This window comes from Paraburkholderia caledonica NBRC 102488 (assembly GCF_000685095.1).
GTDB lineage: Bacteria > Pseudomonadota > Gammaproteobacteria > Burkholderiales > Burkholderiaceae > Paraburkholderia > Paraburkholderia caledonica.
The window spans coordinates 97,219-119,204 of record NZ_BAYE01000018.1 but is presented as its reverse complement, the minus strand read 5'-3'; the positions used below and the strand labels follow the sequence as shown (position 1 = coordinate 119,204).

Sequence of the window (21,986 nt, the reverse complement as noted above, 5' to 3'; positions counted from 1 at the left end):
GAGCGATTTCTGCTTCATAACGACGCGTCCACGCCGAATGCTTCCGCGACCTTACGCTGATAACCGCCTGTCGCGAGCAGCAGGCTGCGCGAGTACTCGCTCTCGACCTTTCGCGCTCGAATGCTTTCTATAGGGAGCTCTTCGACGATCTCCCCATTGCGCATGATCGCCACGCGCGAGCACAGAAAGCCGACCACGGCGAGATTGTGACTGACGAGGATCATCGTCAGATTGCGCTCGTGATGCAGGCGCTTTAACAGGTTGAGAATTTCGGCTTGCACCGAGACGTCGAGCGCGGACGTCGGTTCATCCAGCAGCACGATGCGCGGCTCGACGATCAACGCTCGCGCGATCGCCACCCGCTGCCGTTGCCCGCCCGACAGTTGATGCGGGTAGCGAAAGCGAAAAGACGGATTTAGGCCTACTTCGCGCAGCGCGTTCACGATTCTCGCTTCGTGATCGCCAATGCCGTTGATACGTAGCGGCTCGCGCAGCGTCTGATCGACGGTGAAGCGCGGATGCAGCGAACCATATGGATCCTGAAACACCATCTGTACATCGCGCCTGCGCATGTCGCGATCCGAACCGGCGATATGCAGGGACCCCTCTGCAACGGGTGTGAGTCCGCTCAGCGCGCGAAGAATAGTCGACTTGCCGGAGCCCGATTCGCCTACCAGACCGAATACCTCGCCTGCCGCGACATGAAAGCTTGCGCCGCGAACCGCATCGACGAGTCCCGTGGCCGTTTTGAAGCGAACGGTCAGTGCATCGACGCGAATCATAACGACGCTCCTTGCTGTTCGCCCAAGTCGTTGAGCCATGCCGAGTCGCGCGAGAGCACGGGCAACTCGACGGGCGGATCCACAAGCGGCGGGTTCGCGGCAAGCAGCCCGCGGGTGTACGGATGTTGGGCATTGACCAGATCGCGCGCCGCGCAGGTTTCAATGACGCGACCGGCGTACATCACCACCACGCGATCGCAGAACGACATGACGAGCGGCAAGTCGTGACTAATGAAAATGAGGCCGGTCTGATGTTTTTCGATGAGTTCATCGAGCACGGCCAGCACCTGCATGGAGACCAGCACGTCGAGCGCGCTCGTCGGTTCATCTGCGATCAGCAGGCGTGGACCGGTCGAGACCATCATCGCGATCATCACGCGTTGCCCCATGCCGCCTGACAACTCATGTGGATACGAGCGGGCGACGCGTTCGGGGTTGCGAATATGCACGGACTCGAGCGCCCCGACGACCTTTGCCCGCATTTCACGACGGCCAAGCTTTGGATCACGCAGCGCGAATGCTTCGCGCATCTGCTGCTCGACGGTCATGACCGGGTTAAGCGAATACTTCGGGTCTTGCAGAATCATCCCCATTTGCGAGCCGCAAAAGCGACGGCGTTTGTGGGCCGGCATCGCCAGCATGTCCTGGCCGTCAAAGCGTAGACTTTTGGCGGTGCAATGTGCGGCGGGCGGCAACAAGCCGAGCAGCGCGCGGCCTGTGAGCGATTTGCCCGAGCCCGATTCGCCGACAATGCCGAGTCGCTCACCCTTTTTCAACGTGAGCGAGAGACCGCGTACCGCTTCGTTCAGCGTGCCGTCATGCGCGCGAAACGCGATGCGCAGGTCGTCGATTTCACACAGCGGATGGGCCGCTTCGCTGGTGTGCATGTCAGTCTCCATGACGCGGATCGAACACGTCGCGCAGCCCGTCGCCGAGCAGGTTGAACGCGAGGCTTACGAGCAGAATCGCGAAGCCCGGTATTGTGGCGACCCACCATGAATCGAGCAACACGTTGCGCCCGGAGGCGACCATGAAGCCCCATTCGGGACTCGGCGGTTGCGCGCCAAGCCCAAGAAAGCCGAGACCCGCGACCGTGAGAATGATGCCAGCCATGTCGAGCGTCGCCCGCACGATCACGGACGACATGCATAGCGGCACCACGTAGCGCAGCAGGATGCGCAGATTCGACGCGCCTTGCAGACGTGCAACCTGAATGAAATCGGCCTGCACGAGCCTCAAGGTTTCGGCGCGAGCGAGACGTGCATATGCGGGCCACGCCGTGATGGAGATTGCGATCACGGCATTGATCACACCGGGCCCCAGCGCTGCGGCGAAGGCGAGCGCGAGCACGATTTTCGGAAACGCCAGCGCGATGTCGGTTATGCGCATCAGCACGTTATCCACCCAGCCTCCGAAGAAGCCCGCTGTCGTGCCTATCATGAGGCCAATCGGCACCACCACGACGACCACGAGTATGGCTATCGACAAAGTGAGGCGCGAGCCGTAAATGATGCGCGAAAGAATATCGCGCCCAAGCTGGTCGGTGCCGAGCCAGTGCGATGGCGAGCCCGGCGGCAGGAGGCGGTCCGACAGCACCTGACGCAAAGGATCATGCGGCGCGATCCACGGTCCGATGATCGCGACGATCACCAGCACCATCAGGATCGCAAAACCGAATACCGAAAGCGGATTGCCCGCGAAACGCCGCCAGCGTCGATAGGCGAGGCCCAACGCTGCCTGTTTGCGCGACGCGGGCGTGTCGGTGAGCAGCCATTGCTTCCACGTTAGGAGCGCGGCATTCATCGGCCAGTCCTGCGTCGAACGTTTAAGGGATGACGCACGTCGAAAGTCTCCGTTGCATCAGCGGGCGCGTGGATCGAACACGCGATAGAGCGCGTCGGTGAGCAGATTCAACGCGATGAAAGTGGCACCTATCACAAGCGTGCTGCCGAGCACGGCGTTCATGTCGGCATTGAGCAATGCACCAGTCAGATACGACCCGATGCCGGGCCACGCGAATACGATCTCGGTCAACACCGAGCCCTCCAGCAGGAAGCTGTACGAGAGCGCGATCACCGTGAGCAGCGGCACGGCGATATTGCCGAAGGCGTGCACCCACACGACGCGCCGCTCGGGCACGCCTTTCGCGCGCGCCGTGGTGATGTACTCCTGGTTCAATTGATCGAGCATGAACGAGCGCGTCATCCGGCTCAAATACGCGACGGAGTAATAGCCGAGTATCGCCGCGGGCAACGCGACGTGCGAGATGGCATTGAAGAACACATCCCATTCGCCGGCCATCAGCGAATCGACTAGCAGGCTGCCTGTGCGCGGCTCCACCATGCCGTCGAACACCGGGTCTAATCTCCCAGGACCCGACACCCAATGCAGCTTTGCATAGAACAGCAATAGCCCCATCAGCCCGAGCCAGAAAACAGGCACCGAGCTGCCGATGAGACCCACGAAGCGCGCAACGTGATCGATCCAGCGGTTATGACGCGTCGCGGCCACGACGCCGAGCGGCACGCCGACCAGCACGCCGGCGATGGTCGCGAGGGTGGCCAGTTCGAGCGTGGCGGGAAACACGCGCCGGATGTCGTCGAGCACCGGATTGGCTGTCAGTAACGACATGCCAAGGTTGCCGTGCAATACCGCATTCACGTAGATCAGAAATTGCTCGACAAGAGGCTTGTCCAGACCCAGCTGGATGCGCGCGGCCGCATAGGCGGCGGCCGACGCACGATCTCCGAGTATCGCGAGTACCGGGTCGATCGGCACCTTGCGGCCGATCACGAACGTTACAGCGAGCAGACCCGTGAAGGTTATGGCGAGCGTCAGTGCCCAGCGCAACAGGCGCAGCGTCCAGCGCACGCTCGAGCGGCGCGCGGACGCTGCGCGAATGCGGTCGATAGGAGTCAACGTTGTCGACATGGTTCGGACGCCGCCGGGCGATTACTGTTTCTTCACGTGCAGGTACGACACCAGGTCGTTGATCGGCCCAACTTCGAGCCCCGACACGCCGGGCCGCATCGCTACCTGCGATACCTGCTGGAACATGATGACGAACGGCGACTGCGCGAGCATTTCCTTCTGCATCGCCTGATAGAGCTGCGCGCGTTTTGCAGTGGACGATTCGGCGAGCGCCGCATTGGTCTCTTTCGTCAGACCGGCGATGTCCCACGAATTGCGCCATGCGAGCATCTTGTACGAGGACTTGTCGGAGTTGTCCGGGTTCCACGCGAAGCCCTGCGCATTGCTGTGCGGGTCGATGTAGTCGGCAGACCATTCGCCGATGTAGATGTCATGCTGGCGCGCGCGATACTTGGCGAGCGTCTGCTTGTTATCGCCGGGGATAATGTCGACCTTGATTCCGCCTTGAGCCAGATTGGCTTGCACCGCCTGCGCGATCTCGTTGTACGGATAGGCGCTACGCACGTCCATGGACACGTTGAAGCCGTTCGGCAAGCCAGCTTTGGCGAGCAGCGCCTTTGCCTTTGCGACGTCCTGGTGATAGGGATTGCTATTGAGCGCGCCGAGAAAGCCTTCTGGCAGAAACGTTTGATGAACCTTATAGGTCGTCTTCACCACGTTCGTCTGAATGCCGTTGTAATCGATCAGCCACTTCATTGCTTCCTGCACTTCGGGCTTCGCGAGATTGGGGTTCTTCACGTTCAAACCGAGATACAGCAACGTGGCTTGCGGCACGGCCGTCACGTGCGCTTTGTTCGACTTCGTCAATGCAGCGAGGTCGTCGGGGCTCAGATTGCGCGCGACGTCGGCATCGCCATTTTCGAGTAGCAGGCGCTGGCTCGATGCTTCAGGAACATGTCGCAGCACGATGCGCTTCATGGCGAGCGGCACGCGGTAATCGTCGTATTTCTGCAGGATGATGCTGTCGTTGGCGGTCCATTTGACCAGCTTGTAAGCGCCCGATCCGGCCTCGTTCGTGCGCAGCCATTCGTTGCCGAAGTCATTGCCTTTCTGATGGGACATCAGCAGTTTTTTATCGAGCACGGAAGCGGGCCACGCGCCCAGAACGTTCAGCACGAAGGTCGGCGCGTACTTCTGATCGGTCGTGATGCTGACCGTTGAATCGTCGATCTTTTTGACCTTGTCGAGCGCGTTCTCTTTGGTGAGCCCGATGCCCTGCAGCACGGCGGCAGCGCCTTTGTCGAGAAGCACGCAGCGCTGAATCGACCATGCGACGTCATCGGCCGTCAGAGGGTTGCCGGAGTGAAACTTGAGACCGGAGCGGATCTTGAAGGTGAATGTGAGTCCGTCGGGGCTCACGGTCCAGGATTGCGCGGCGTCCCCGTTGAATTTCGATGGGTCTTTCAGGTCGACCCGTACCAGGCGGTCATAGGTGTTCGCGACATATTCTTCCGGCACCAGCTCGTAGACCTCGCCGGGATCGAGCGTCGAAAATTCGTCGAGCGTCGTGGCCATGACAAGCATGTCTTTCGGCGTCGCCGCGAGCGCGCTGCCTGTCATCGAGAAGGAAAACGTCAGCGCGGATGCCACCGCGACCGCTGCCAGCGCATTGCGCAAAACCAGATTCATACTTGCTCCGCATGTAAAGGAAGAGAACCTGCAAACGGACAGCCAGAACCTACCAGGTCACATCAACTTCAACGGGCCGCTTTCGCTGTTGTCTATAACCGGCAGCGCACGCGAGCCAGGCAATTCGTAATGCCACCATTCGCTTGCGATATGCGCAAAGCCGGCCGCGTGCATGATGCCCAACAACAGCAGGCGATTGCGCTGCACAGACTGCGGCAGTCCTTGATGGAAATGCTCGGAAGCCTTCACCATCTCGTCGAAACCAGTGCCCATGTCTAGCGGTTGACCGTCGGCGTCTAGCAGCGTGAGGTCGATGGCCGTGCCACGGCTATGATTCGAGCCACGGCCCAGTTCGGCGATATATGTCGGGTCGGGCAGAAAGTCCCACAGCACCTTTTGCGCTTGCGGCGGCCGATAGGCGTCGAAGATACGCAACGTCATGCCTGCGCTGTCCGCGAGTTCGACGGCTTTGCGCAATGCAGCTTCGGCGGGTTCGAGCAGCAGGCAATGCGCTTCGCGGTAGATCGGCTTGCCCGTGAAGTTGCGGGACGTCGCATAAACGAGGTCGATATCCACTCGATGTGTGTCGGGGGTGATAGGTATCAGGCGAGGAGTGTCGGTCATGGCTATCAGAATTCGAATTGATCGAGTTCGCGCTGCAGTTCGCGATTGCGCGCAACGCGCCCGTCGATGGCGGGGCCGAGACATTCAACAATTGAACTCAGCAGAAGATTGAATAGACACGTGAGCGGCGCAAGCGAGTCCCAGAACTGGCCGACGTCCGTCTTGACTTGCAACAGATCGCAATCGAAATCGCGCGCCCAGGGGCAATAGAGATCGGTGACGAGCGCGAAGGCGATGGCGCGCTGCGTCGCGGCTTCGCAATAGCGGCGTGCGATGCGTGAATAGGCGCGCGTGTCCGTCACGATCAGGTAGGGCGATGCAAACTCGGAGTTCAGTGAATCCACATACGAGCCCGACATACCGTCGGAATAGAACACACGTGGTCGCAGATATTCGAGGTAGCTGAAAAACGCATTCGAGATGCCGCGAGTCGATTGAATGCCGACGACATACACGGCGTCAGCCGTGGCAACGCGCTCTGCGACCCGTCCAAATCCTTCGCTCCGTGCGAGCTGGTAGACGTAGCGTACGGCGTCGACCTCCAGCTCCATTGACCGTGCGTGTGAGTCGCCTTCCGAACTCGTGCCTTGCGTGTCTTCTTGACAGCGCTCGCTGCGATAGGCATCGAGGCGATCAGTAATGAACCAGGGACGTGTTTGCGCGCCGCGTAATTCGCGCTTCAGCTCATCGAGATTGCGATAACCGACGCTGCGCAGAAAGCGTCCAACGGAAATGCCGCTCGTTCCTGTCTGCTGTGCGATCTGATCGGCCGTTTCAAGACCGAGCCGGTCGAGGTTCGCCAGCATATAGCTGGCAATGCGCTTGGCCGTCGGCGTGAGCGTCGTAAAGCTCTCTTTGACGGTATGGGCGAACGCAGTGGGCATCGGATCTTGTGCGTTAGTGTGCGTTATTTATCTGTCAGGGCGACGTGCGCTGGTAGCTATCTGACAAGGACAATAAAGCGGACGCTACCTTATATTTTCAATCGAAGCCTTCCGGTCGATAGCCGGTTCGATGTGCGAAGGTGTACGGGCGGCGAAGCTGTTCAAGCATGCGTTCGGGTCGCATTTCGCGTATTGCCGTCCGGTTCAGTGCGTCCCAGATGTGTGACCAACCTGCGGGGTTGACCAGGTTCGGGATCGCGATCCACTGCAAACGCTTCGAACTCTGTTGCGTTTGCTTCGCGTCTGTGTGGAGCGCTTCGCGGCTGCACGTCGTATCTCGACAACGTCCGCTAGTCTTGACTCGCGCCCTCACGTGTCTGCGCTCGCTCTGCTGAGACTGCAGAACTGTCTGGAGGACTCGTCTCGAACAAGGAGCTAGCTGTGTCCAGTATTAAAACGAAACCGAATTTGACGATCAACACGTCGAGCGTCACGCAACGTTCGTCCAAGGGCTCGTCCGAGCCGTTGAGTGCATCACCGTCGGCGCGCGCCAGGAATCCGGCGCTGGCCGCCTTGCCGCCTTCACCAACCAGTCCGCGCGCTTCTGCTGGTCGCCTGTTCCGCGTTGCAGAGGCCGCGCAGAAGTTCAAAGGCAGCGGAAATGTGGGTGTCGAGACCAAGCTGCAGCCGAAACTCGAAGGGGGAAGGGGACATAAGGACGTTCCGTTCCAGGAGGGTGGCGGCTTTGTCGTCAAGAGCACATATACGCACAAGTTCTCCGCTGATGAGATGGCTCAGCGGAACGCAGAACATCAGGCTAAGCTGACAAAACATGAAGCGGATGTCAGCGCCTTTAAGGAGAAGAATCAGCAACTGGGAGGAAAGAAACTTGAGAAGGCCCTCGGCCAGCAGAAATTGGGCAGTGCGCCCAAGCCACCCAAGCCAACCAGACCGCTTGGATCGAATGAAGTCGAATATCACCCGCCTGGCGGCATACATTCGCTGAATCAGTCGGATCTTCCTGGCCAGCCCGGCGAGTTCGGCGGCTCCTATGCGCGCGTCAAGCGCAGTGATGGCGGTTCTTCCTCCGAGGTCGAACGGCTGAGTCGCTTTGGTAAGTTCGGGGACAACCAGACTATCGAGGGCAAGCCGCTCGACGGGCAGAGCAGAGCCGATGCATCCACTATCAGGCGGCAGGCCCCTGAACGACGCAATTCTGAGCCGCCGTCTCCGGCCACGGCCCAGGCCGTTCTGGACAAGTACTACAAAAAGCCCGTCGAGACGATGAAAGAACTCGAGTCGGGCAAGCCATATAAGGACATTGCGCAGGCGTCCTCGTTGGACGAGTAACTTTTCTCACCGCCACGCCTGGCTGTTCGCGGACACGGTGAACTGCGAGCAGACCCGAAAAAGAGAAGCACGATCGCCTCTCTCCGCCTGAACGTATCGACACAAGCAGTCAGCAGCCCCCGATTCTTGCTGCAATACTCGGGAAGCCGCTGTGCGCTCGCGATGTAATTGCGCATTTCAGGCGCCGCTCCCTCCCAGCGTTTTCATGCTCTTCCATTGACCCTGTTGAACCTGGAACAGCGTGTACGGCGGCTTGATCAGATCGCCATACGGGTCGAACGCGATCTGTCCGGTCACGCCCGTGACGTTGACCTTGGACAGACTATCGACGATCTTCGAGCGGTCGAGCGAATTCGCTGTGTGAATTGCCTTCAGCATCGCGAGCGCCGCATCATACGAAAACGGCGCGTACAGTTCCACGTCCTGATTGAAGCGTGCCTTGTAACGCTTGCCGAACTCGAGCGCAGCCGGCTGCTTGTCGAGCGCGGGACCGGGTTCCAGATCCTGCGTGCCGTCGCCCGCCGTGCCGGCGATCTGCAGGAACGCATTGCTCTTCAACGCGCCCGCGCCGAAGAGTTGCGCGTTCATGCCCAGAGAGCGCATCTGCTTGATCAGCATTGCGCCCTGTTCATCGAGACCGCCGAAGAAAATCAGATCGACGTTCCTGCTTTTCAACGTTGTCAGGATGGCGCGAAAATCGACCGCTTTGTCGTTCGTAAATTCGCGAACTACGATGTTGCCGTTCGCTTCCTTCGCGCCTTTCTCGAAGGCGTCCGCGAGGCCCTGGCCGAACGCCGTGCGGTCGTCAATGATGCCGATTCGCTTCGCCTTCATCTGCTCCACCACGAAATGTCCTGCGACCACACCGCCGATGCCATCGTGGCCCATCGTGCGAAACACGTTCTTGTAGCCCTGCTTGGTCAATTGCGGATTGGTCGAGCCCGGCGTGATCATCGCAACATTTGCCTGGTGATAGACCGTCGACGCCGGAATGCTGCAACCCGAGTTGTAATGGCCTATTACGCCGACCACGCCATCGTCGACCAGCTTCTGCGCGACCTGGATCGCAACGCGCGGATCGGCCTGATCGTCCTGCACGTCGAGCACGAATTTGACGGGCTTCCCGCCGACGGTCGGATGTCGTGCGTTTTCTTCGTCAATCGCCAGTTGCGCGCCGTACTGCAGGTCTTTCCCAACCCGTGCAACAGGGCCCGTTAATGGCCCGACAAAGCCGATCTTGACGACTTCCGGATCGGCTGCCGACGCGAACGGCGTCTGCGCGCCGAGTAGGCAGACGGCAAAATTCAACAGCCAGTTGCGGCGATTCATGATGAGCTCCTTGCGAGATGTCACGTCGCGCGTTATGTTGAACGAGCGGTTCGATGCGCGACGCGTCGAAACCGTCCCACGTATGGATAGATGAAACTGAAGCCTGTCGCTGCTGTGTCGGGTGAGTTGTCCGCAGTCTGGTCCTTCGCTAAATGCCAAAACGCGTCGCCGCATATGGCGCAAGATCAAGCGGAGGCGCACGACGCGCAACCAGGTCCGCGACGATTCGCCCGCTCACGCCGGCCAGCGTGAGCCCAAGATGCTGGTGACCGAATGCATAGATCACACGCTCGCTTGCACGCGAGCGCGCGAGCACCGGCACACCGTCGGGCAAGGTGGGACGAAAGCCAAGCCAACTGGTGTCCGGCGTTTCGAGCAGAGGCAACGCGCGTCGCGATGAGAACGTCAACAGGTCGAGCAACGAGCGGTTGCGCGTGTCGCTGAAGCCGCCCAGTTCGACGGTTCCCGCGACGCGGATGCCGTCGCTCATCGGCGTCATGTAAAAACCTCGCTCGGCCCAGCCGACAGGCCGCGAAATGAGTTGCTGCGCGCCCGGGTAACGCACGTGATAGCCGCGCTCGGTGTCGAGCGGCACCACATCGCCGCATTGCCGTGCGAACTGCGCTGAGCGCGCACCCGTAGCGATGACGACATGGCCAAAGCGCCGCGTGACTCCGTCGGCCGTCACGCTCGCGCCATCGCCGGAAGGCTGCACCGCGCTGACAGTTGAACGCTGCAGCGTCAGTCCCTGCGCCGCCAGTTGCTCAAAAAGCGCTTGCAGGAAGCCTTGCGGATCCGAGAAATGCCAGCTGTCGCTGAACAGCACGCCGCGCTCGAAAATCGGCGCGAGCGATGGTTCGAGCGCGCGAATATCGTTGCCGCCCAGCACGTCGAAAATGACACCGAGTTTCTTGCGTAGATCGAGCGCGGGACGCGCCGCGTCGAACGAAGCTGCGCTGGAGTAGAGATACAGGCATTCACGTGATCGCACGAAGCGGGCGAGTTCGGCATTCGCCAGCAACGGCGCATAGCCTTCCTGCGCTTGCGCGAGCAGCGCAGCGAGCGCGCCCGCACTCGCCTCATAGCGGCGCGGCAGCGAACTCAACATGAAGCGCGCGAGCCACGGCACCAGGTGCGGCAGGTACTGATAACGCAGCCTGAACGGGCTGTCGCCCGAAAACAGGTAGCGCGGCAGGTCACGGAACACAGACGGGTTGTTCACCGGAATGCACGCGTAATGCGCGAACGTCCCTGCGTTGCCGAACGATGCGCCTTGCCCGACGCCGGACGGATCGAACAGCGTGACCCGATGTCCGTCGCGCATCAATGAAGCAGCGCTGGCAAGGCCGATAAATCCCGCGCCGATGATGGCGATCTCAGACATTACTTGCGTCCTTCCATTGCCTGTTCACCGATCGGAGACAGGTAGCCCGTTGCGGCCGGCACGCCGACCATCGCGATCGCCACCGCATGCGAGAGCCACGGAAACAGCCGCAGGCCCGCGCCGATGATTCCGCCGAGCGCGATCATCGTGACGTGCCGTTGACGTAAAGCCGCGCCGAGTTTGGGCGTAGCGTCGGAGACCGTGGGATGCGTAACACGCACTGGAACACTCCTGCTGGCTGATTCCTGGACGATGCCGGGCGGCGTCGCGACACGCTCACCACCAGACAAACTCTGACAACTAGGATCACACAATAATTTTTTGTGTGCAATTAAAACGCTTGTTGTGTGGTCCTGGCACTTTCCCTGGATCAGGCGGGCACAATCTTCGCCCCGATCCGCCGCGACGTTGGGATCGTCAGGAAGGCATACGCTCGGGCCTGTCTGGTATAGAATCGCCACACCTCCGCACAATTGCGGACAAAGCCGGTTTGTATGGAGACAGTTGATCTTATGGCTTCTGGCAAAGACGCAGCCCGCGCGGCCAACGGCGCGCCGGAGCAGGCAAAGCGATCGACCTACATCGAAGTGTCAAGCTCGATCGAGAGCGAAATCCGCAGCGGCATCTATCCGCCCGGCAGCCGTCTGCCGCCCCAGCGGCAACTGGCGACTGAACTGGGCATCAACGTGTCGACGGTGTCGCGTGCCTACAAGGAATTGCAGTTGCGCGGGCTGGTGATCGGGAGCAAGCGGCGCGGCTCGCTAGTGACGGGCGGCGCGATGCCGAGCGTTGAACCAGCGCGCGCGACGAACAATGCCGCCATCGACCTGACGGTGAACCGGCCGGCCACGGGCGAATTTCTGGAGTGTCTAGCGCGCACGCTTGCCGAGTTGCCGCGCGATCCACGCTATGCGCAATTGCAGGAATATCAGCCGCCACAAGGCCCTGAATGGGCGCGCGCGGCTGGCGCACGCTGGATGGCGGCGCCCGGATTTACGCCGGATGCCGCGCACGTGGTCGTCACGAGCGGCGCGCAGCATGGCCTGTATGCCGTGCTGAACAGTCTGATCGGCACGGACGGCGTGATCCTCGCCGACCGGCTCACCTACTACGGGCTGAAGGCGCTTGCGCCCGTGTTCCAGTTCGAGATCGTCGGAATTCCGAGCGACGCCGACGGACTGCTGACAGATGAGATCGACGCCGCATGCCGACGCATGCCGGTGAAGGCGATCTTCACGGTGCCCAATCTGCAGAATCCGACTGTCACGACGATGAGTCTCGAACGCCGGATGGCGCTCGTGGATATCGCGCGCAGGCACGGTGTCGCGATCATCGAAGACGACGTATATGGACCACTGGTGTCTCAGCGTCTGCCGACACTCGCGAGCCTGTGTCCGGAGCTGACCTTCCATATCGCCGCGACGTCGAAGATTCTCGCGCCCGGGCTGCGGCTCGGCTATCTGGCGAGTCCGCCCGACAGTTCCGCGCTGTGCGCGGAGGCCGTGCGCACTACCGCGTGGATGCCCGCGCCGATGTCCATGCTGATCGCGTCGATCTGGATCGAGGACGGTACCGCGCGCCACATCATGGATGCGCAACTCGCAGAGATTCGCGCGCGTCAGGCGCTCGCGCGAGAGCTGTTGCCGCAGTCGTTGCTACAGACCGATCCCGCCTGCATGTTCGTCTGGCTCAAGCTGCCACCGCCCTGGCGCGCCGATGATTTTGCCGCCAACGCGAAGGCGCGCGGCGTGGTGGTCATGCCGTCGTCGGCGTTCGCCGTGGATCGCTCGGAAATCGAGCACGGCGTGCGTATCAATCTCGCGTGTGCATCGAGCCGCGATCAGCTCGTGAGCGCGTTGCGATTGCTGGCGGGGACGCTAAAGGATCGGCCGAGGGCGTTGTTCGGGACGATCTGAGTTCTGGCTCGTCGATGTTGCAAAGGCGATTTCGCTTCAAGCTATCTACGACTCGTGCAAACCGTCGAAGCTGACGAGAAGCACATGTTCAACCTCATTGTGCCTGCCGTGATCGCCGTCTCCCCGCGATGATGGGTAACACAACAACCTGCCGGACCATCAATGTGCAACGTGATTGCGTCGAGTCCGTGAACGTTGACTTTCACCTGGCTGTATTTCGCCGGGGTTGCACAAAAATTTAGATGAGTGCGAGAGGTCGAGGAAGCGACCCCATCGTCAGGCAGACGGTGCGGAATTAAAGGACCAGGAACTTTCGCCCAAGGCCGGGCTCAGCGCCGCTCATGGCAAGCGCCTCAGCAAGCGCGAGCCCATCTGGAGCCCGATTAGCGGAAGCCGTAGACAACGATCTTCTTCCCCTCGAAATTTTCTTGCACAGCTTGCTCGCAATACTGCGGGCACGTTACCGAGCCGTCTCCGCTCGAGCCCGAGACAGTGACCGCCCTGTAAACAACGGATTCGACGAGCGTCCCATCCGCAGCGATGACCATGTTCAGGTCAGTCTCGACACCCGCCGGCACGGCTCCTCCGGCGGTATAAATGATTTTCATGGTGCCGGTGCAATCGGAGTTCACCGAGTATGTTCCGTTCTGGTTTGGATTGAAGGTCGTCAGGCCCCCTTTCGGCAGCCCGCCGATCATGCCGAAGTCGGTGCGCGTGAAGCCGCCCGTGCCATCGAACGTCACGAGGGCGACGTCATCAAGAATCGACGTGGACGCATAGGGAGCGACTTTATTGTTCGGTCCTATCAATCCGATAATTTCACCGTGACCGGTAAATGCATACGGTCCTCTGAGTGTTGCGTTCGAACAAAGGCCGCGTGGGCCGCCGTGTCCGTCGTGTCCCTCGTGGCTGTCGTGTCCACCGGGACCCTCGGCCTGCGCGGCGCCGCTGAGTAAGAGAAGCGCCACGGCGGTTGCTGAGAGAATGCTGAATGGTTTGATCTTCACGATAATCTCCTTGTTACCCAATCTGGCGCGAACCATCTCAGCGCAGGGGCCCATTGCTGGCGGGATGAGACGCCCAATTCAAACGGAATGGAATTAGAGAATCGGTGCAGCGATAGCGCTGCCGCTGTTTGCGGAAACGAGCGATGGAGGAAAGAGGGCCGTCCGTGCTATTGGCTTTGGCGCACAGGATGCGAGGATGCTCGTCGTTCGGCAGGTAATTAACTGGCGAAACGCTTCACCAAGCAGTAGTTTTGCCCGGTGTCGGCAGGCACGTGCAGAAGGGGTGCACGACAGTCCGCGAATTTGTGACTTCGTGAGTCAGCCACGCTTTAATGTCGCATGGCAAAGGGGAGCGTAGTCCACAAACTTTGCCGATGCCAAACGAATATCGGACAAAACGCAGGCGCATTCAGAATCGCGTTGAGAGGACGATGGACTTTATCGATTGATTCCCGACGACTCCGAAGAGTCTTCGTTGAAGTGCGCTGTGCCCGAGCCCAAGGTGAATTTGCGCCGGCAGGTGCCTTGCCGGCGCAAACGGCTCTTGTGCGCTGACGGAGCTAGCTCGCTAATTTCTTGCGCCAGGCTTCCTTAGAAGCGGGTGAGTATACCGACCGAACCCATGACCTGATTGCCCGTCGATGAAGCGCCACCTGCGTTGTACATGACTGCGACGTTTTTGTTGCCGGTTGCATGCTGGTACATGGCTTCGGCATAAAGCTCCGTACGCGTCGACAGCGAGTAGCGCGCAATCGCGTTGACTTGATTCCACTTCGGATCGGCGCCGAACGACGTTGCACCACTCAGATGCGCATCGGTGTAGGCATAAGAAACGCCGAGCATGAGCGCTGGCGTAACTGCGTACTTGCCATTGAGTTCGTAGTTGTCGAAATGAGCGCCACCATTTTTCAGCCCGAACGCGTTCGTATTCTGATATTGGCTGTGCGTGTAAACAAAGCCGACCGTCGCAGGGCCGAAGCCGTAGCTCACGCCTGCACCAGCCGTACGCTGCACATCCGACGTCAGGCCACCCTTGAACTCGGTTGGATCAGCGGCACCCGTGGTATTCGGATTCGAAGCGCCCGAACCATTGATCTGCAGGTAGGCGGCAGCCACGTTCAAGCCGCCGAACTTGTAGCTGGCGCCCGCGCTGTACGCACGATCGACAGCAAAGCCTGTCTGGGTGTTACTGAACGCATACATACCGCCAGCCTTGAAGCCCGCATAGTCGAGGCTGGTGAACTTGACCGCGTTGTTGAAGCGAACGCTATGTTGCAGGTTGTCGTTGTCATACGGATGCGCAAAACCCGAGTCACCGAACGGGCCTGCCGTGGCAGACAGCGGTGCGACGAAATCAACCATGGAGTCATACTGGCGGCCCAACGTGACGGTGCCAAAACTGTTGCTGCTCAGGCCGACATACGCTTGACGACCAAACATCCGGCCACCCTGGCCGAGCGTGCCGTTATTGACGTTGAAGCCATTTTCGAGCACGAAGACGGCCTTCAGGCCGCCACCGAGATCTTCCGTGCCACGCAGGCCGAAACGGCTACCGCTGATGTTGCCGCTCGCCAGTGCGACCCGGCTGCTTCCGCCGACGTTATTCGTGTACGTGATACCGGCGTCGATGAGGCCGTACAGCGTGACCGAGGTCTGTGCGTGGGCGGCCGTCGCGCCAAGCGCAACGGAGACAGCGAGGGCGATGCGAATCTTTTTCATGAATTAACTCGAGCGTGTTGGGATTGCGTCAGAAGACAGCGGGGCGAGTATAAAACCGCCCAGGCGGCGCACTTCATTTCCGGTCTGGATTGGACCTTTGCGTATTTCCGAAGTAATTCGCCACAATTTCGCCACAATTCTGGTGGTGTCCCAGCCCGCAAGGCGCAGCGCTTCCGTGCTTCATCCCACGGCTCGAGTCGCTGTTGTATCGAAGTGACGGTATTGGGGTTAGCCGCCGCCGCGAACCAGAGAGAACACGCCCGCGTGCAGGCCCGACTCTCTGACGGCTTGACGCATTGAATGCGGCCTGCGACCGTGCAGTTCGCCGTCAGTGACTTCGCAGGTGCGCTTGAACTTCGCGCGCATCGAGGGCCGAGAGGTCTTCGTTGATCTCTTCGAAAATCATCTGACGCGTCTCCTCGCTCAGGCGCGCGCGCAGCATACCGAGAAACTTCGGCTCGGCGGCTAACCGCAATCGCTGATACCGCTGATGGAGCCGTCCCTGTTCGATATAGTCGGCGACGGTCTTCGCGAACTTTTCGCGATCCTTCTCGCTCAGCGCCGGTCCATGTGGGCCGACATTGACGAGGTCTTCGATTTCACGCAATTCCAGTTTAAGTCCCGGTGTCTCGAAGATTCGTGCACGGCTGCCGTCGGCAACGACAACCCAGGTAGTCCCAACCATGGTGCGCCTCTCAGCAATGATCGATCGCCGACTCTGCGGCCATCGCAAATCGTCGCGTGACGTCAGCGGGCTCGCCGGTCAACGACGGTCTATCTCCAACGCCCGTCGATGACGGACCGCGGGGCCTCCCCGCGCTCCTGCGCAAGCGACGGATAGTCGGTGTATCCGCGCTCGCCGCCGCCGTAGAACGTGGACGGATCCGGCGAATTGAGCGGAGCGTGCAACCGGAGGCGTTCGGGCAGATCGGGATTGGCGATGAACGGGCGTCCGAACGCGATCAGGTCCGCGTTGCCATCCTCGAGCCATCTTTCCGCACTGCTGCCGTCGAACCCGCCTGCGACCATCAGCACACCGCGATAGGTGCGCCGTATCATCTCGCTCATGCGTTTCGCATGCTCCGTGAAAGTGCCGTCTTCACCGGTCGCCGCCAGCGCAGGATTAACGATGTGCAAATAAGCGAGCCGGTATCGATTGAGTTTCTCGATGACGTAAGAGAACGTCGCCTCGGGATCGTCGTCATGCATGTCGTTGAAGGTGCCGAGAGGGGAAAGCCGCACGCCGACCCTATCGGGCCCCCAGACTTCGCAAACCGTCTCGATCACCTCAAACAGCAGCTTCGCCCGGCGCTCGCTCGACCCGCCATATTCGTCCGTGCGGCGGTTTGTGCCCGACAACAGGAACTGGTCGAGCAGATACCCATTCGCTGCGTGCACTTCGACGCCGTCCATACCGGCAGCCTTTGCGTTGCGCGCACCCCTGAAATACTGGCGCACGAGGTATGGCATCTCTTCGATCTGCAGCGCGCGGGGCGTGACGCAGGGCGCGAGGACACCTTCCCCGCGCTCGTTCTCGATGAACGCCTCCGCTTCCGGCTGGAGCGCAGACGGCGCAACAGGCAGCATTTCATCAGGCTGCAACGAAGGGTGCGATATGCGTCCGACGTGCCAGAGCTGCATGAACATCAACCCGCCTGCCTCGTGCACGGCGTTCGCCACGAGCCGCCAGCCTTCGACCTGCTCGCGACTGTGAATCCCGGGCGTCCACGCATAGCCCTGTCCTTGCATCGACACCTGCGTCGCCTCGCTGATGATGAGCGCGGCCGATGCACGCTGCGCGTAATAGCAGGCGTTGAGCTGAGACGGTATGTTGCCTGGCCGGCTCGCGCGCGAACGCGTCAGCGGCGCCATCACGGCACGATGTCGCAGGTTGTACGGCCCCACCTGGACGGGTTCGAACAGCTTGCTCAGCGGGATCTGATCGTCGTGCTGCCCGGCGGCAGCAAACGTGGTTTCCGTATCCGGCATGAATTCGCTCCTTGCGTTTTTGACTCGGCCCGAAAAGTACTGCCATGGACGTTTCCAGGCGTCGGCGTCGGATCACATTGTTCTGATTCCGCTTCTAGCCACTCTAGCCATGGTCCGCGCACGCTTCTTTCCGGTTTCTGCCCAGATCTGTCGCGATCCTGCCGCCACGCGGTCTATCGCTTCATCGGGCGGGTCTGGTCCTCTGCAACGACCCACCCCATGTCCGGCTGCGTTCCGGTCGAGTTCCACGCCGCCGTCATCAGCGTACAGCGTGAGTGCCGCGCACAGATCGTCCGCTTCACTCTCCGAACTCATCGCCCGACCATACAAGCCGTTGTGTGCCCGACCTCGTTCAAGGGAACCGCTCACGCGATCATGCGGCGTTGCAGCGTCAATCCGGCAGAACGAACTCGGTGCGCATGTCTTCGACAATGCGCCGGACCTCGTGGGTGAAGTCGGTGCCCTTCTCGTTGAGCGGCACCATATTCCAGTTCCTGCCGGCGGCATCGGGCGGGTGCCGTTCGGGCAGCGGTATGCGCACGCGCAGTTCTTCCGGCGTATTCGCGCTTATTTTTGCCACGCGACTTTGCGCTTCATCGCGAATCTGCTCGGCTGAGAAAACGGTCTTCGGCATGGGAGTTCTCCATCGCGACGGGCCGCACGGCTTTGTTCTCGCGGGCTGGCGGCCGACATTTCAGTCTAGCTCGTATTGTCGGAATGTTCGCCCGGACGTTCGCGCCGTTGCGCGCGTGTGAGTGCTCGACGCAACTGACGGCCTGCGTCACCGCCTATGGCGCGACGATCTGGCATGAGCAACGCGCAACGTCAATGAAGCGCGGCCAACGCGTCGTCGATCGGTTTGCTGCCACCAGAAAATCCGACGATCGTGTTGACAAGGCCGATCCTGAGTGCTTCGAGCGCGACATCGGCGACATCCTCGCGCGCAACGGGAGCACGAGCGGACTGCGCGTCGGCCACGATCTCAATCTTGCCGGTACCGGGCTCCATAGTCAGTGTGGCGGGACGCAGCACAAGATAATCGAGTCCACTGCCGATCAGATAATCGTCAGAAGCGCGCTTCATCTGGGCGTAATGCCGAAGCGCATCTGGAGCGGATTCAGGGGCGTATGCCAGCAACGTGCTGACGACGATGAAGCGGTCCGCGCCATACTGCTTCGCGCAATCGACCGCCTTGATGATTGCGTCCCGGTCGATCTGACGCTCCTGCTCGGCGCCCTCGGATTCAGCGGAGCCAGCGGCAAAGATAACCGTATTAACCCCCGCAAGCGCCGCGCAAAAGTCCTGCGTCAGGTCGACGATCACGGGGCTCCCGCCGAGGCTTTCGAAGTGGGCCCCCTGCGCCTCGTCGCGCAGCAATGCACGAAACGGAATGCCCGCACGGTGCAATTTTTCCGCGACTAACCGACCGGTGCGGCCGGTGGCGCCAATTAATGCAATGCTCATCGTGTCTCTCCAGGAAGGCATCCGCGGGATGCGCGAGCTTTCGGTGTGCTGACGCTTTCCCGCAAGCCATCAGATAGCGGGGTTGCGGTCAAGGGCGGCATGGTCAGCTTGCATGGGTTCGCGCGCGGTTGGAAGCGATGTCCGGATCGCACTTCAGTTCGTACTCCGCGTCCGGGTGTCGATCCGACCCAACTGCGAGCTTCGACACAACTCACGACCACGACCGTGATGCGGCGCAGTGATGCTCATGCTGTCGTGCCGCTGCTGTTCAGGCTCTCTAGTGCCTTTTTCAGGCGTTCCTCCTGATCGTTGGTGAGAGACGTTTTCAATACTTTTCCGCCGAAAGGCTTCAGCTCAGGCAGGACCTTGTCGAAATTCACTTGACGTACGAGGATGAAGAGTGCCGACGAACCCGGCTCGATGTTCTGGCCCGTCGAACGCATGAAATCATCATCGATTCCATAGTCCGAGAGCGCGCCCGACAGCGCGCCCGTACCAACGCCGATGGCCATGCCTGTAGCCAGTCCGGCGAGCGGATTGAGCAACATGAGACCAACCAGCGCACCAAACAGGCCACCCCACGCCGCGCCACTGAGCGCGCCGATCTTGACGAGATCGACGGCTTGCTTGAGGTGTACCTTGCCATTCGCGCTGCGGACCAGAACACAGGCATCCTCAAGGTCGATCAGGTGCTCCTTTTGCATCTGCTGGAGTTTGGTCAACACCTGGTCGGCCGTTTCTTCGCCTTTAAAGCTTACAACGACTAAATCGCTCATCGATTTGCTCCTTTTCTCTGGAAATAAGCGCAGACCGTTACGCGGCAAGACGGTTGAACTCATGCTCCGTGCCGCGCGCAAGACGTCGACCGCGCCGCAAAACAGCAGCGGTGCCAGCCAACCGTGCATGTCGCGCCCGGCACACACCCTGGAATGTGGACGGGTCATTGACGCGATGACGATGACATCAAGACTAGGTTCTTGACGGTTGCACTTCTTCCTCATTCCTGCGAAGACGTGTCGGATCTCTGCGCTGTGCTGCGCGGCTTTCGAATGTGAACGTAAGGTGGCATTCCGCAAAACTGCGCAGGCGTACGGAAGAAAATGGGCCCGGCGCGTCATACCGTTGCCCTACCGCGGAGCGATGCGTGTGGAGTAGGGCGTGGTCCGCGTGCGCGCGTTAGTCCATCAACAAACCGACGAGGAGCGTGATGAGCGCCGACGAAGACCTCAAGCGAGACGTAGAGAACGAACTGAAGTGGGATCCGGACGTCGATGCATCGGATATCGGGGTTGCGGTCAGGGACGGTGCGGTCACATTGTCCGGTTTCGCGCGCAGCTTCCGGCAAAGGCGCAAGGCCGAAGAGGACGCGACGCGCGTGCGCGGCGTGAGGGGTGTCGCAAACGATGTGGAGGTGCGGTTGCCTTTGATCAACAGGCCGCCCGATCCGGAGATCGTGCGCGAGATCATTGCCCAACTGCAGGTCGAATTGCCTGATGCGGCGGACACCATCAAGGTGGTTGTCAGGGACGGAGATGTGACGCTGAAGGGCGAAGTCGAATGGGACTACCAGCGCCGCCGCGCGGCAGATACGGCGCTACGGGCGAGCGGCGTAACCGGCCTGACGAACGAGATTGAGATCAAGCCGAAGGTCGAGCCCGACGACCTCAAGCGCAAGATCGAGGACGCGTTCAAGCGCAACGGGGAAGTCGACGCACAGAACATCACTGTGGAGGCCGAAGGCAATAATGTCGTCCTGCGCGGCACGGTCCGCTCGTGGGCCGAGCGCGAGGAGGCCGAGCGGGTAGCATGGCTTGCCCCCGGTGTGATGCGGGTCGACAACCGGATCACCGTCGATTACTGACAGGTTCGCGGGTCATAAATCAAGGCGAACCCGCATAGGTCCGCCGCTACGGGGGCATCAATCGCGATCGCGGAAGTACAGCGGTTGTTACCTGTTCGCAACTTCGCTAAACGAATTAATTACCGGAGCTCCGGTGCGAAAGCCGGAATGCGCGCGGCGTCACACCGGTATATCTATGGAACACGTCGGTGAAATGCTGCTGCGTCTGAAATCCCGCGCGTGCGCCAACGTCGACCAACGGAATGGTCTCCTCGCACAACATCGCTCTCGCGAATTTCACGCGTTCGAGTGTCACGTACAGATGGGGCGGGCTTCCTGTCGCCGTTTTGAAAACGCGTGCAAACTTTGAAACACTCATGTTCACCAGAACTGCGAGTTGCTCGACCAGAATGGTTTCGGCGATGTTGTCGTGAACGAAGGCTTGAATGCGAGCCAGCATTTGACGCGTAATAGGCATGTCCGGCTCGATCGCACCAGCACAGTGCCCGTAACGGACAGCGATGTGCACCGAAATGACATCGGCAAAAGCGTCGGCGCACGCAGCGTCGAAAAGATCCGCATTCGCTAAAGCACTCAATGTATCCGCAGCCTCGCGCAAAAAGGGATCCCAAGACTCGGACCATTTCGGGAGGGCCCCAAACGCATCTTGCGAGACTTGGCCCAGTACGCTCGGTCTAAGTGCGATAAGCCATCCGCTGGGATCGTTGTCAGCGTTCGTGGCCAACTGCGCCGCCCCAGTAATAACTGCGACAAATGGAGCACTTATGAGGACCGAGTGACTCGTTCCGAGGTCGTCGGAGCCCACAGCCTGCACAACAGTGTTGCCCGTGGGTATAACGAGCCGAAAACCATGCACCAGATTCAGCTCGCCATTGGTGAAAGCGACGTTCATCGGTTGGCAGCGTGACCCGTGATCAGGAGTCGAATCTATTGCTTGCTTCATGATGAGCAAAGTCTCCTTCTTGCCGCGGCGCATACCTAAGCTTACGCCGAATTGAAGGCTGCTTAAGGCGGGTTCGTAATATGGGCAGAAGCAACCGGCTTCGTTGACGGAGCGCAGTTTTATTGCTGGGCAACCCGGCACCACGTTTGACACGACGATTGAAAACGATACCGA

At 60.4% G+C, this 21,986-nt stretch carries 21 protein-coding genes; 3 read left to right on the top strand and 18 right to left on the bottom strand.

Going from position 1 to position 21,986, the window contains the following annotated elements; genetic code table 11:
* Positions 1-14: 14 nt before the first annotated feature.
* Genes BCA01S_RS27165 through sapR form a run of 7 tightly spaced genes read right to left on the bottom strand, consistent with a single transcriptional unit; the run spans position 15 to position 6,850 of the window.
* Positions 15-782 carry an ABC transporter ATP-binding protein gene (locus BCA01S_RS27165; RefSeq protein WP_027779606.1) on the bottom strand — a complete coding sequence of 256 codons (768 nt, stop codon included), beginning with the start codon at positions 780-782 and terminating at the stop codon, positions 15-17.
* The gene (locus BCA01S_RS27160) at positions 779-1,669 is read right to left on the bottom strand and encodes an ABC transporter ATP-binding protein (RefSeq protein WP_027779605.1); all 891 of its coding nucleotides are present in this window, start codon (positions 1,667-1,669) and stop codon (positions 779-781) included. The genes BCA01S_RS27165 and BCA01S_RS27160 overlap by 4 nt, the downstream gene beginning before the upstream one ends.
* 1 nt (position 1,670) lies before the next feature.
* Positions 1,671-2,585 carry a nickel transporter permease gene (nikC, locus tag BCA01S_RS27155; protein WP_027779604.1) on the bottom strand — a complete coding sequence of 305 codons (915 nt, stop codon included), beginning with the start codon at positions 2,583-2,585 and terminating at the stop codon, positions 1,671-1,673.
* A gap of 57 nt (positions 2,586-2,642) precedes the next feature.
* Entirely contained in the window at positions 2,643-3,713 is a 1,071-nt protein-coding gene (locus tag BCA01S_RS27150; RefSeq protein WP_027779603.1) for an ABC transporter permease, read from the bottom strand.
* 21 nt (positions 3,714-3,734) lie between these two features.
* Positions 3,735-5,342: an ABC transporter substrate-binding protein gene (locus BCA01S_RS27145; protein ID WP_027779602.1), complete on the bottom strand. Its 1,608-nt coding sequence runs from the start codon at positions 5,340-5,342 to the stop codon at positions 3,735-3,737.
* 57 nt (positions 5,343-5,399) lie between these two features.
* Positions 5,400-5,966 (bottom strand): D-alanyl-D-alanine dipeptidase, encoded by a 567-nt coding sequence (gene ddpX, locus BCA01S_RS27140; RefSeq protein WP_027779601.1) that lies wholly within the window; start codon positions 5,964-5,966, stop codon positions 5,400-5,402.
* A gap of 5 nt (positions 5,967-5,971) precedes the next feature.
* Positions 5,972-6,850, bottom strand: coding sequence for a sap1 transcriptional regulator SapR (gene sapR, locus BCA01S_RS27135; RefSeq protein ID WP_027779600.1), 879 nt, complete (start codon positions 6,848-6,850; stop codon positions 5,972-5,974).
* 441 nt (positions 6,851-7,291) lie between these two features.
* Here sapR and BCA01S_RS27130 point away from each other — a divergent pair, with 441 nt between their 5' ends.
* Positions 7,292-8,200, top strand: a complete 909-nt coding sequence (locus BCA01S_RS27130) for a hypothetical protein (RefSeq protein WP_152035591.1) — start codon at positions 7,292-7,294, stop codon at positions 8,198-8,200.
* Between the two features lie 177 nt (positions 8,201-8,377).
* Here the strand turns inward: BCA01S_RS27130 and BCA01S_RS27125 are convergent, their stop codons facing one another.
* The 3 genes from BCA01S_RS27125 to BCA01S_RS27115 form a co-directional block, all read right to left on the bottom strand.
* Positions 8,378-9,529 (bottom strand): branched-chain amino acid ABC transporter substrate-binding protein, encoded by a 1,152-nt coding sequence (locus BCA01S_RS27125; RefSeq protein ID WP_027779598.1) that lies wholly within the window; start codon positions 9,527-9,529, stop codon positions 8,378-8,380.
* A gap of 148 nt (positions 9,530-9,677) precedes the next feature.
* Positions 9,678-10,913 (bottom strand): NAD(P)/FAD-dependent oxidoreductase, encoded by a 1,236-nt coding sequence (locus tag BCA01S_RS27120; protein WP_027779597.1) that lies wholly within the window; start codon positions 10,911-10,913, stop codon positions 9,678-9,680.
* A complete protein-coding gene (locus tag BCA01S_RS27115; RefSeq protein WP_027779596.1) occupies positions 10,913-11,134 on the bottom strand; it encodes a hypothetical protein in 222 nt (73 codons plus the stop codon). Before BCA01S_RS27115 ends, BCA01S_RS27120 begins: the two co-directional genes overlap by 1 nt.
* Positions 11,135-11,425: 291 nt before the next feature.
* Between BCA01S_RS27115 and BCA01S_RS27110 the strand changes: the two genes are divergently transcribed.
* Positions 11,426-12,829 carry an aminotransferase-like domain-containing protein gene (locus tag BCA01S_RS27110; protein WP_027779595.1) on the top strand — a complete coding sequence of 468 codons (1,404 nt, stop codon included), beginning with the start codon at positions 11,426-11,428 and terminating at the stop codon, positions 12,827-12,829.
* Positions 12,830-13,212: 383 nt separating this feature from the next.
* Here the strand turns inward: BCA01S_RS27110 and BCA01S_RS27105 are convergent, their stop codons facing one another.
* The 7 genes from BCA01S_RS27105 to BCA01S_RS27075 form a co-directional block, all read right to left on the bottom strand.
* A complete protein-coding gene (locus BCA01S_RS27105) occupies positions 13,213-13,836 on the bottom strand; it encodes a hypothetical protein (protein ID WP_027779594.1) in 624 nt (207 codons plus the stop codon).
* Between the two features lie 591 nt (positions 13,837-14,427).
* On the bottom strand, positions 14,428-15,555 hold the full coding sequence (locus BCA01S_RS27100; protein WP_027779593.1) for a porin: 1,128 nt from the start codon (positions 15,553-15,555) through the stop codon (positions 14,428-14,430).
* 328 nt (positions 15,556-15,883) lie between these two features.
* Positions 15,884-16,240, bottom strand: a complete 357-nt coding sequence (locus tag BCA01S_RS27095) for a host attachment protein (RefSeq protein ID WP_027779592.1) — start codon at positions 16,238-16,240, stop codon at positions 15,884-15,886.
* Between the two features lie 89 nt (positions 16,241-16,329).
* Positions 16,330-17,544, bottom strand: coding sequence for an alkene reductase (locus BCA01S_RS27090; protein ID WP_027779591.1), 1,215 nt, complete (start codon positions 17,542-17,544; stop codon positions 16,330-16,332).
* Between the two features lie 391 nt (positions 17,545-17,935).
* On the bottom strand, positions 17,936-18,178 hold the full coding sequence (locus tag BCA01S_RS27085) for a hypothetical protein (RefSeq protein WP_020071074.1): 243 nt from the start codon (positions 18,176-18,178) through the stop codon (positions 17,936-17,938).
* Between the two features lie 191 nt (positions 18,179-18,369).
* Entirely contained in the window at positions 18,370-19,008 is a 639-nt protein-coding gene (locus BCA01S_RS27080; protein ID WP_042319540.1) for an SDR family oxidoreductase, read from the bottom strand.
* 245 nt (positions 19,009-19,253) lie between these two features.
* Positions 19,254-19,784: a DUF1269 domain-containing protein gene (locus tag BCA01S_RS27075; protein WP_020071072.1), complete on the bottom strand. Its 531-nt coding sequence runs from the start codon at positions 19,782-19,784 to the stop codon at positions 19,254-19,256.
* A gap of 431 nt (positions 19,785-20,215) precedes the next feature.
* Here BCA01S_RS27075 and BCA01S_RS27070 point away from each other — a divergent pair, with 431 nt between their 5' ends.
* Positions 20,216-20,869, top strand: coding sequence for a BON domain-containing protein (locus BCA01S_RS27070; protein WP_027779589.1), 654 nt, complete (start codon positions 20,216-20,218; stop codon positions 20,867-20,869).
* Positions 20,870-20,984: 115 nt separating this feature from the next.
* Here BCA01S_RS27070 and BCA01S_RS27065 read toward each other — a convergent pair whose 3' ends face one another.
* Positions 20,985-21,812 (bottom strand): helix-turn-helix domain-containing protein, encoded by an 828-nt coding sequence (locus BCA01S_RS27065; RefSeq protein ID WP_027779588.1) that lies wholly within the window; start codon positions 21,810-21,812, stop codon positions 20,985-20,987.
* Positions 21,813-21,986: the final 174 nt, after the last annotated feature.

Coding starts and splice junctions, on each gene's coding strand:
- BCA01S_RS27090 (WP_027779591.1), bottom strand. CDS start 17,544: ATGCCGGATACGGAAACCACGTTTGCTGCCGCCGGGCAGCACGACGAT.
- BCA01S_RS27160 (WP_027779605.1), bottom strand. CDS start 1,669: ATGCACACCAGCGAAGCGGCCCATCCGCTGTGTGAAATCGACGACCTG.
- BCA01S_RS27125 (WP_027779598.1), bottom strand. CDS start 9,529: ATGAATCGCCGCAACTGGCTGTTGAATTTTGCCGTCTGCCTACTCGGC.
- BCA01S_RS27080 (WP_042319540.1), bottom strand. CDS start 19,008: ATGAGCATTGCATTAATTGGCGCCACCGGCCGCACCGGTCGGTTAGTC.
- BCA01S_RS27070 (WP_027779589.1), top strand. CDS start 20,216: ATGAGCGCCGACGAAGACCTCAAGCGAGACGTAGAGAACGAACTGAAG.
- nikC (WP_027779604.1), bottom strand. CDS start 2,585: ATGAATGCCGCGCTCCTAACGTGGAAGCAATGGCTGCTCACCGACACG.
- BCA01S_RS27120 (WP_027779597.1), bottom strand. CDS start 10,913: ATGTCTGAGATCGCCATCATCGGCGCGGGATTTATCGGCCTTGCCAGC.
- BCA01S_RS27165 (WP_027779606.1), bottom strand. CDS start 782: ATGATTCGCGTCGATGCACTGACCGTTCGCTTCAAAACGGCCACGGGA.
- BCA01S_RS27085 (WP_020071074.1), bottom strand. CDS start 18,178: ATGCCGAAGACCGTTTTCTCAGCCGAGCAGATTCGCGATGAAGCGCAA.
- BCA01S_RS27095 (WP_027779592.1), bottom strand. CDS start 16,240: ATGGTTGGGACTACCTGGGTTGTCGTTGCCGACGGCAGCCGTGCACGA.
- ddpX (WP_027779601.1), bottom strand. CDS start 5,966: ATGACCGACACTCCTCGCCTGATACCTATCACCCCCGACACACATCGA.
- BCA01S_RS27110 (WP_027779595.1), top strand. CDS start 11,426: ATGGCTTCTGGCAAAGACGCAGCCCGCGCGGCCAACGGCGCGCCGGAG.
- BCA01S_RS27150 (WP_027779603.1), bottom strand. CDS start 3,713: ATGTCGACAACGTTGACTCCTATCGACCGCATTCGCGCAGCGTCCGCG.
- sapR (WP_027779600.1), bottom strand. CDS start 6,850: ATGCCCACTGCGTTCGCCCATACCGTCAAAGAGAGCTTTACGACGCTC.
- BCA01S_RS27065 (WP_027779588.1), bottom strand. CDS start 21,812: ATGAAGCAAGCAATAGATTCGACTCCTGATCACGGGTCACGCTGCCAA.
- BCA01S_RS27145 (WP_027779602.1), bottom strand. CDS start 5,342: ATGAATCTGGTTTTGCGCAATGCGCTGGCAGCGGTCGCGGTGGCATCC.
- BCA01S_RS27100 (WP_027779593.1), bottom strand. CDS start 15,555: ATGAAAAAGATTCGCATCGCCCTCGCTGTCTCCGTTGCGCTTGGCGCG.
- BCA01S_RS27075 (WP_020071072.1), bottom strand. CDS start 19,784: ATGAGCGATTTAGTCGTTGTAAGCTTTAAAGGCGAAGAAACGGCCGAC.